Source organism: Streptomyces sp. NPDC001219 (assembly GCF_053597915.1).
In genome coordinates this window covers 62,855-70,760 of the sequence record NZ_JBSFJF010000043.1, presented here as the reverse complement: position 1 = coordinate 70,760, position 7,906 = coordinate 62,855, and the positions used below count along the sequence as shown (strand labels likewise).

Sequence of the window (7,906 nt, the reverse complement as noted above, 5' to 3'; positions counted from 1 at the left end):
CCGCCCGCGCCCCGCCCCCCCCCCCCCCCCCCCCCCCGCACGGTTCGGGGCCGGCCAGTGACCGCGACGCCCCGAGCTTTCGGCATCGACGACCCGGAGGGGGCCGACGCAGACGGTTCGCTCCGCCCAGCCCTCAAGAGCCGGTCGGCTGGTCCACGGCGCTGTCGGGGGCCTGGGCGTCAGTGTCAGTGTCATCGGCGGCGATCCGGCGCGGCAGGCTCGCGGCGACGACGATGGTCACCGCGGTGAGCGCGGCGGCGATGGCGAAGGCCAGCTTCATCCCGCTCAGCTCCGCGGGTGCGGGGGCAACACCTTCGGCGACCAGGTGCCCGCTGCGCGCGGTCATCACGGTCACCACGAGTGCGGTCCCGAACGCCGCGGCGACCTGCTGCAAGGTCCCGAGCATCGAGCTGCCGTGCGAGTACAGGTGCGGGGGAAGCGCGCCCATGCCGAGGGTGAAGACAGGGGTGAACGTCGCCGCCAGGCTCACCATCAGCAGCGCGTGCAGTCCCAGCACCTGCCAGAACGGCATCGTCATCGAGACCTGGGTGAAACCGCCGAGGGAGAGCACCATGCCGATCGAACCGGGCAGTACCAGCGGCCGGCTGCCGAACCGGTCGAACACCTTTCCCACGGTCGGTCCGAGCAGGCCCATGGCCAGACCACCCGGCATGACCAGCAGGCCGGTCTCCAGCGGGCTGAGCCCGCGGATGTTCTGCAGGTAGAGCGGCAGCAGGATCATCGCCCCGAGCATCGCCAGGAAGCCGATGGAGATGAGGGCCAGGGAGAGGCTGTAAGTGCGGTGTCCGAGGATGCGCAGGTCCATCAGAGGTGTACCGGTGCGCTGCAGCTTGAGCTGGCGGATCACGAAGAGCGCGATGGCCGCGACCCCGGCGGTGACGATGCCGATGCCGGGCCCGACGCTGCCGCCGGTCTCGCCGAAGAGGCTCAGCCCGTACACCAGGCCGCCGAAGCCGAGCGCCGCCACGGACACGCTGAACCAGTCGATGGAGCTCACCTGCGGCTCGCCGATGTTGTCCATCTTGCGCAGCCCGAAGAAGGTCACCAGAGCCGCGATCGGCAGGACGACCACGAACAGCAGCCGCCAGGAGCCGGCCTGCAGGATCAGCCCGGCCACGGCGGGGCCGAGCGCGGGCGCCACCGAGATCGCCAGGGTGACGTTGCCCATCACTCGCCCGCGGTCCTGCTCGGGCACCACGATCATCAGCGTGGTCATCAGCAGGGGCATCATCACGGCGGTGCCCGCGGCCTGCACGATCCGGCCGAGCAGCAGCACCTCGAAGGAGGGCGCGATGGCTGACAGGGCGGTTCCCGCAAGGAACACGCCCATCGCGATGGCGTAGGCCTGCCGGGTGGTGACCCGCTGCAGGAACCAGCCGGTGACCGGAATCACGGCGGCCATGGTCAGCATGAACGCGGTGGACACCCACTGCGCCGACTGCTGGGTGATGTGCAACGAGTCCATCAGCCGCGGGATGGCGTTGATCAGGATCGTCTCGTTCAGGATCACCACGAAGGTGGCCAGCACCAGCAGCCGCACCACGGTCGGTATTCGGCCCGCCTGCACGGCCGGTCGTTCTTGAATCGCAGCTGACATGGCAGCACCTCGCTGGGGTTCCTGGTCGCAGTCGCCTCGCAGCCAGGGGCTGTCGGCACGAACATGGGCGGTGATCGTAAGGAGAGACCGGCACGCCTGGAAAAACTCGTCGGTCGGGCCCGAGTCTTTCGCATCATCGCACCGATCTCACCCCAATTTTCACCTGCTCACGAAGACACCCGTCGGCAATCTCGTGGCCGGCTTCCCGTGCCTCGCCGCTACCTGCCACGACGTCGGAGACCTGCTCCGGACAGCCGGGAGAGCCCGGTGAGCGCGTCACCGGCGCGCACCCCGTCCAGGCCACGCGCGGGGAGACGAGGAGACCGACCCTGCCGGGCCGCGGCGCCATCGCCCAGCAGGGTGCACCGTCCGGGCGCAGCCGGCCGACTCCGACCGGCCAGTACGCTATGTCCGGCTCTGCGTAGATATCCTACGAAGTGTGATCAGACCTGGACGGCTGCGCCTCCGTCGTCGCCACGGCCGGGGGCCCCTCACTCTGCTGTCTCCGGTGATCCTGACCGTGGTCATCGCCGGCCTGGCATACGCCACTCCCCCGGAACTGGCTTTCAGCCGGCTCCTGCCCGCGGCGCCGGCCCTCGCTGCCGCCATGTGGCCCGTACTCCCCACCGTCCTGCTGGGGACGGTCTGCCTTCTTCTCATGATCGGGCTCGGCATCGTCTTCCCCGACCTGGGGACGTGGTGGACGGCGGCGGGGGTCGTCGCGGTCACCGTGGCGGCCGCGTACGGAAGCCATGTCCGGCTCCGGCGGGAGCAGACCCTGTTCCACGTCCGGCTGGTCGCCGACACGGCGCAGCAGGTGGTCCTGAGCCCGATGCCGCGCCGCTTCGGAGGCATCGAGATCGAGGGGCTGTATCTCGCAGCCGCTGCGGAGGCCAGTATCGGCGGCGACTTCTACGAGGCCGTCGACACGGAGTACGGGGTGCGGCTGCTCATCGGCGATGTGCGGGGCAAGGGCCTGCCGGCGGTGGGCACGGCCGCGGCGATGGTCAACTGCTTCCGGGAGGCCGCCTACGACGAGGCCGACCTGGTCAGCATCGCCCGCCGCCTGGAGGCCAGCAGCACCCGTTACAACGCCGCCTTTCCCCCCGAGGGCACGATGGAGCGCTTCACCACCGCCCTTCTCGCCGAGATCCCCCACGAGGGCGGCACGATCGGCATCCTCAACTGCGGGCATCCCCCGCCGCTGCTCCTGAACCACGGGGAGGTCCGCGCCCTGGAGCCCACCGCCCCCTCACCGCTCCTCAACCTCGCGGCGCTGATCGGTGATGACTACAGCATCGACGTCTTCGACTTCGCCTCTGGCGACTTGCTGCTCCTCTATACCGACGGTGTCGCCGAGGCCCGCGACCGCGACGGCGACTTCTTCCCGCTGGCGACGTGGCTGCACCGGCAGCCCCCGGGACGGCCCGGCGAACTGATCAACGCTCTTCACCACGGCCTCCTCCACCACAGCAAAGGACGCCTCGACGACGACATCGCCGCCCTCGCCGTGAGCCTGTGCGCCTCTCCGGAGCCGCCTGACGGCGAGCGGGGTCAGCCGGCTGAGCCTGGATGATCCACCGGTCACCGTTCGGAGGGACCGCACAGCGATTCGGAGGGACTGCACAGCGACGCCGCACGCCGCCGAGACCCGCCACGCGGACTGCCCTGGACCACGAGGGCCTGCCCCAGCAGGACCCGGTCCTCCCGGGGCAGGCTCCCTGGCCGGCAGCTACGGGACAGTCCTCAGGTCTGGCGCCCGACCCAGGTGAGGGGAACGTCGTCCGTCGGCGCCTGGATGAGCACGCGGGCGGGAATCGTGACGATCTTTTCCGACTTCGCATCGGTGTCGTCGACCTTCTGGACGATGTATCCCGTGTACCACCCGGCGTTCGCATGCGCCTGGAACGTGGCACCGGCCATTCCCTCCGGGACGGGGAAGTCCCTGCGCTGCTCGGCCATGGCCGTCCACTTCTTCGTGGTTTCGGTCGACTGGTTGTACTCGAAGCTACCCTCGGCGCTGCCCCCCCTGGTTTTCCGGCGAGGCGGTGAAGGTGATCTTGCCGCCCGCCTTCCAACCGCTGACCTCCTTGTCCTCCTTACCGATGCTGGCCTGGGTCACATAGGTGATATGCGTTCCCCCGGGGACCCTGTCCGTGGTCTTCATCACCGGGTATTTCTGGTCGATCTTTCCCACGAAGCCACAGGTCAGTTTGTGGTTCTCTTTCGCGAGCTGATCACTGGGCCGGCCGCATATGGACTTCGCATCCCAGTTACCCAGCCAGCCGGGGTCCTTGTCCTCCTTGCTGCTCCCGCGTTCTTCCGTGCCGAAATTCTGGGCACCTGGTGTGGAGCCGAAGCCCTGCAGCAAATTCTGGGCATCCTTGACCGCCTGGTCGGGGGAGTAACCCGTCTTCTTCACGTCGTCGAGCGTGATCTCCTTGGTGTCCTGACCGGTGACCGGGTAGCCCTGGATGGCCGCGGTGTCATTGAGGGGCGCGAAGGTGCTGATGTAGTCGATGACCTCCTGGTCGCTCTTGTAGAAGGGGGTCTTGTCGTCGGCGGCCCAGGCCGTGGCGTGGGCGCCGGCGAGCGGGACCGCGATGAGCGCGGTCACGGCAACGAGGGCCACCCGCCGGGCTCCCCCTGCCGGTGCCGTACGGCGGGACGTGCGGGCCCAGCGGGCCGAGCGTGTTCTGTCCTGTGACTTCTCTTCTTCCTTCCTTGCGCCGGATGGCCGATGTGTCAGCCAGCCCTTTCCCGAACTCGCCTGAAGAGTGCGGTACGAGGAATTCCCCTCTTCGGCAAATGGAGAGACCGTCAATGCTCACCGGAGGTTCCCCGGACTTCCCGGTAACTTCCGCGGGTGTCCGCGAGTTGATGTACCGGCCCATTCAGCAGTTCCTCCGCACAGCGAACGCCGTATCTGCCGGATGGCCTACGCCTCAGGTATCGCCTTCCCGCCGATATTCCGGGCGCAGGTGGCGGCGCAAGCAGCAGAATTCTGACCGACGCGGGCCGCGGCTATGCCTTTGGGAATAGGAGCCCGTCATTCGCGAGATGCAGGAGCGCGCGGAAAGGCGGCTGAGGCGCGGCAGTCCCCACGGCTGCTCGACAGCGGACCGTACCTACCGGGGCGTCAGGGCAGAGCGAGGACGTCGTCGATCGCGGTCCGGATCGTTTCGTCCTGGAGGATCGCCCGGTAGTCACGGTACGTCGCCAGCGGCCGGTCGAACTCCCGCACCCGGAGCAGGGCCGCCCGGGCCTCGGAGGAGAGGGTGCCGATACGGGCGAGGGCGCGCAGGGCGTAGAGGAAGCCGCCGTAGGTGTCGGCGCCGTGGGCGACCGGAGCGAGGTCTTCCTCCAGGACGGGCGCGCTCGGCTGCGGATCGCCCGTGATCGACCAGAGGGCGACCGCGGCCCGTGGCCGCAGCCAGGCGTCACCGTGCTCGACGAGCTGCCGTACCCGGCTCGCGTAGGGCGCGGCCGCCGGGCCGAAGTCGCCCAGGAGCTCGATGGCGTAGGACGGGTTTTCCTCCGTCAGCACCGCCTCACCGATGTGCCGCAGTGCCGTCTCCCGTCCGTCCCCGCCGAGCCGCCAGGCGGCCCACGCCACCTGCCGGGAGTCGACAGGGAAGTCGAGGTCCGTGCACCGGCGCACGGCGGGTAGGGCGGAGGCCGCTGCCGGTCCCATCGCCACCAGGGTGTCGAGTGCGTACGACGCGTACCGGGCGTCGTCGAGCAGGGCCACCACCTCCGGCAGCGCGGGTGCAGCGGCCGGTCCCCACGCCTGGAGTACGCGCAGGAAGGGGCAGGTCAGCGCGCCGCCCTTGCCGTCGTCGCGGAGCACCTGCCGCACCGCGGGCAGGAGCCCCTCCGCGTGCGCGCCCAGTGGGGTCAGCACGTCTTCGACCTCCGGAAGGTGCGGGTCGCCCAGGCCGTATCCGCGGCCGTACCGGTCCCGGTACGGCGCGTACAGCCGCTCGACCAGGCCCGGCAGGGCGCGCTGGTCATCCATGCGGGTCAGCGCCCAGCGGGCATGGTCGCCGACGGTGCCCTCGAAGTACTCGTCCTCGCCCATGTCGTCGAGGAGCGCGGCCAGTTCGCCGGCGTACCCGGCCGCCCGCGCACCCAGCGCCGCGAGCAGGTGGGCCGCCCGGTACCGTACGCCGTCGTCCGGGTCGGCCAGCAGTGCGCCCGCGCGCGGCAGCAGCTCGGATGCCGCGGAGGGCAGCACCACCAGCAGCCGCCACCCCTCGTCCAGCGCGGCCCGGCACAGCAGGGTGTCGCCGGTTCCGCGTGCCGCGTCGACGAGCCGGACGACGAGGGAGAGTGCCGTCTGCGGCGCGTCCTTGAGGAGGCCGGCCGTCCAGGAGAGGACGTCCTCGCGGGTGAGGGGACCGTCGGCGTCCGGCACGTGCCAGAGCGCCTCGAACCGTGGGCGCACGGCCGGGTCGGACAGGGCCTCGACCAGCAGATCCTGCTCACGGGACGGCGCCAGGGGGTCGAACGCGGCCCAGGCGTGCACGGCCGCGACCCGCATGACGGGATCGCCGGTCCGCAGCGCCTCGGTCACGACTCCTCGTACCCGTTCCACCGCCCCGGCTTCGTCCGACTCCGCCGCGGCGGTTCCCAGCGCGAGCAGCACGGGCAGCCGCACCGCCGGGTCCGTCTCGGCCTGCCACCGCTCCAGCAGCATGCCGACACCCTCCGCGAGGGGCAGGGCCTCTCTTCGTACCTCGGGCAGGGGGTCAGCGAGCAGCAGCAGGAGCCTGGTCCGATGGCGCCGCCATGCCTCGTGCCACCCCGGGTCCACGCGCTCCTCGCCGACTTCGGCCGCCTCCTCGGCCAGGCCCGTCAGTAGTTGAACGAGCCTGGCCCGGGCGCCCATGTCCGGATCGGCGGCGAGAGCGACGACGAGTGGCAGCGCGGCGGTCGCCACGGGGGGCACCCGTCCGGTGCCCAACACCACGCATGCGAACAGCGGGTCGCAGTCCTTCTCGGTAGCCGCCGCGCCTTTGCTCGCCAACCCCCGCAACGCGCCTCGCAGTTCGGCCGCCGGGCCGTGCCCGAGTGTCGACTCCAGCCGCTCCCACGCCACCTCGTCCAGCGCCTCACCTGCCGTGCGTCCCACGCATGCCCCCGCGCCTCGGCCGAGCCGTTCCCCGACGGACATCCTGTCATCGAATGTCGGTTGTCAGCCACGGAGTTGAGCTGCTGAGCTGTCTGAGGTCAGGCAGCTGAAGGGCACCTGACCAGGGAAGCTTCCCGACCAGGTGCCCTTGTCTCGGCCCGCCTGCCCCTTGGGTGTCAGGCCACGGCCGGGGTGTAGTGGTCGGTGTCGCCGCCTTCGAGGGCGCGGCTGGAGGTGCCGGCGATGCCCACCGGGGCGTCGCCGGCGACGGTGACGCGGTGCAGCAGGCGCGGGAGGTCGCCGTAGTCGTCGGGGGCGTAGTGCTGGGTGATGCGGTTGTCGAACAGGACGAGGTCACCGGGCGTCCAGCTCACCCGGAGGATGTTCTCCGGCCGCGTCACGTACGACTGGAAGATGCGCAGCAGGTCCCGGGACTCCGACGGGCCGAGACCCTCGATGGTCTGCGCGAAGCCGCCGATGTACAGGCCGCGCTCCCCCGTCTCGGGGTGCACGCGAACCACCGGGTGGGCGGTGCGGTACGTGCGCGAGACGAACCGCTTGCGGTGCTCGGCCGCCTTGGCGGTCTTCGGGGCGGCGTAGTCGTAGGCGTTGGTGTGCACCGCCCACAGCTTGTCCGCCAGCTCGCGCAGCGGCTGGGGCAGGTCCTGGTAGGCCGCGGCCGAGTTGGCGATCAGTGTGTTGCCGCCGTAGGGCGGGACGACGATGCTGCGCAGGGTCGACGCCTTCGGGGGTGTGCGGACGAAGGTCACGTCGGTGTGCCAGTGGTTGGCGCGGATGCCCTCGTCCCCGTCGACGGGCAGGACGTTGGGCTGCCCGTCGACGGACGGGACGGTGGGGTGGGCGGTGGTGAGTTCGCCGAAGAGGGAGGCGAAGCGCAGCTGTCCCGCGTCGTCCAGCTGCTGGCCGCGGAAGACCAGGGCCTTGTGTTCCAGCAGCGCCGCGTTGATCTCGGCGACGAGCGCCGGGTCGAGGTCGGTGGAGAGGTCGGCGCCGACGATCTCGGCGCCGATGCGTCCGCCGATCCGGCGGATGTCGAAGCCTGTGCTGGTGCTCATGTGTGTGTTCCTTTCAGGGTTTCCGGCAATCTCAGGAGGTGAGGGGCAGGGGATGCGTCTGCGGGGCGACGTGCCTGC

At 70.4% G+C, this 7,906-nt stretch carries 6 protein-coding genes; 1 reads left to right on the top strand and 5 read right to left on the bottom strand.

Annotation, left to right across the window (positions count from 1 at the left end; all coding sequences use genetic code 11):
- Positions 1-133: 133 nt before the first annotated feature.
- Positions 134-1,618 carry an MDR family MFS transporter gene (locus ACWC9R_RS25220; RefSeq protein WP_450734737.1) on the bottom strand — a complete coding sequence of 495 codons (1,485 nt, stop codon included), beginning with the start codon at positions 1,616-1,618 and terminating at the stop codon, positions 134-136.
- 439 nt (positions 1,619-2,057) lie between these two features.
- On the opposite strand from ACWC9R_RS25220, the gene ACWC9R_RS25215 reads away from it, so the two are divergent.
- Entirely contained in the window at positions 2,058-3,194 is a 1,137-nt protein-coding gene (locus ACWC9R_RS25215) for a PP2C family protein-serine/threonine phosphatase (RefSeq protein WP_450734735.1), read from the top strand.
- Positions 3,195-3,364: 170 nt separating this feature from the next.
- Here ACWC9R_RS25215 and ACWC9R_RS25210 read toward each other — a convergent pair whose 3' ends face one another.
- From ACWC9R_RS25210 to ACWC9R_RS25195, 4 genes are all read right to left on the bottom strand, one after another.
- Positions 3,365-3,580 carry a hypothetical protein gene (locus ACWC9R_RS25210; RefSeq protein ID WP_450734734.1) on the bottom strand — a complete coding sequence of 72 codons (216 nt, stop codon included), beginning with the start codon at positions 3,578-3,580 and terminating at the stop codon, positions 3,365-3,367.
- A gap of 46 nt (positions 3,581-3,626) precedes the next feature.
- Positions 3,627-4,235, bottom strand: a complete 609-nt coding sequence (locus ACWC9R_RS25205) for a hypothetical protein (RefSeq protein WP_450734733.1) — start codon at positions 4,233-4,235, stop codon at positions 3,627-3,629.
- A 522-nt stretch (positions 4,236-4,757) separates the two neighbouring features.
- Positions 4,758-6,752 carry a hypothetical protein gene (locus ACWC9R_RS25200; protein ID WP_450734731.1) on the bottom strand — a complete coding sequence of 665 codons (1,995 nt, stop codon included), beginning with the start codon at positions 6,750-6,752 and terminating at the stop codon, positions 4,758-4,760.
- Positions 6,753-6,928: 176 nt separating this feature from the next.
- Positions 6,929-7,828 (bottom strand): TauD/TfdA dioxygenase family protein, encoded by a 900-nt coding sequence (locus ACWC9R_RS25195; protein WP_450734730.1) that lies wholly within the window; start codon positions 7,826-7,828, stop codon positions 6,929-6,931.
- Between the last annotated feature and the right edge of the window lie 78 nt (positions 7,829-7,906).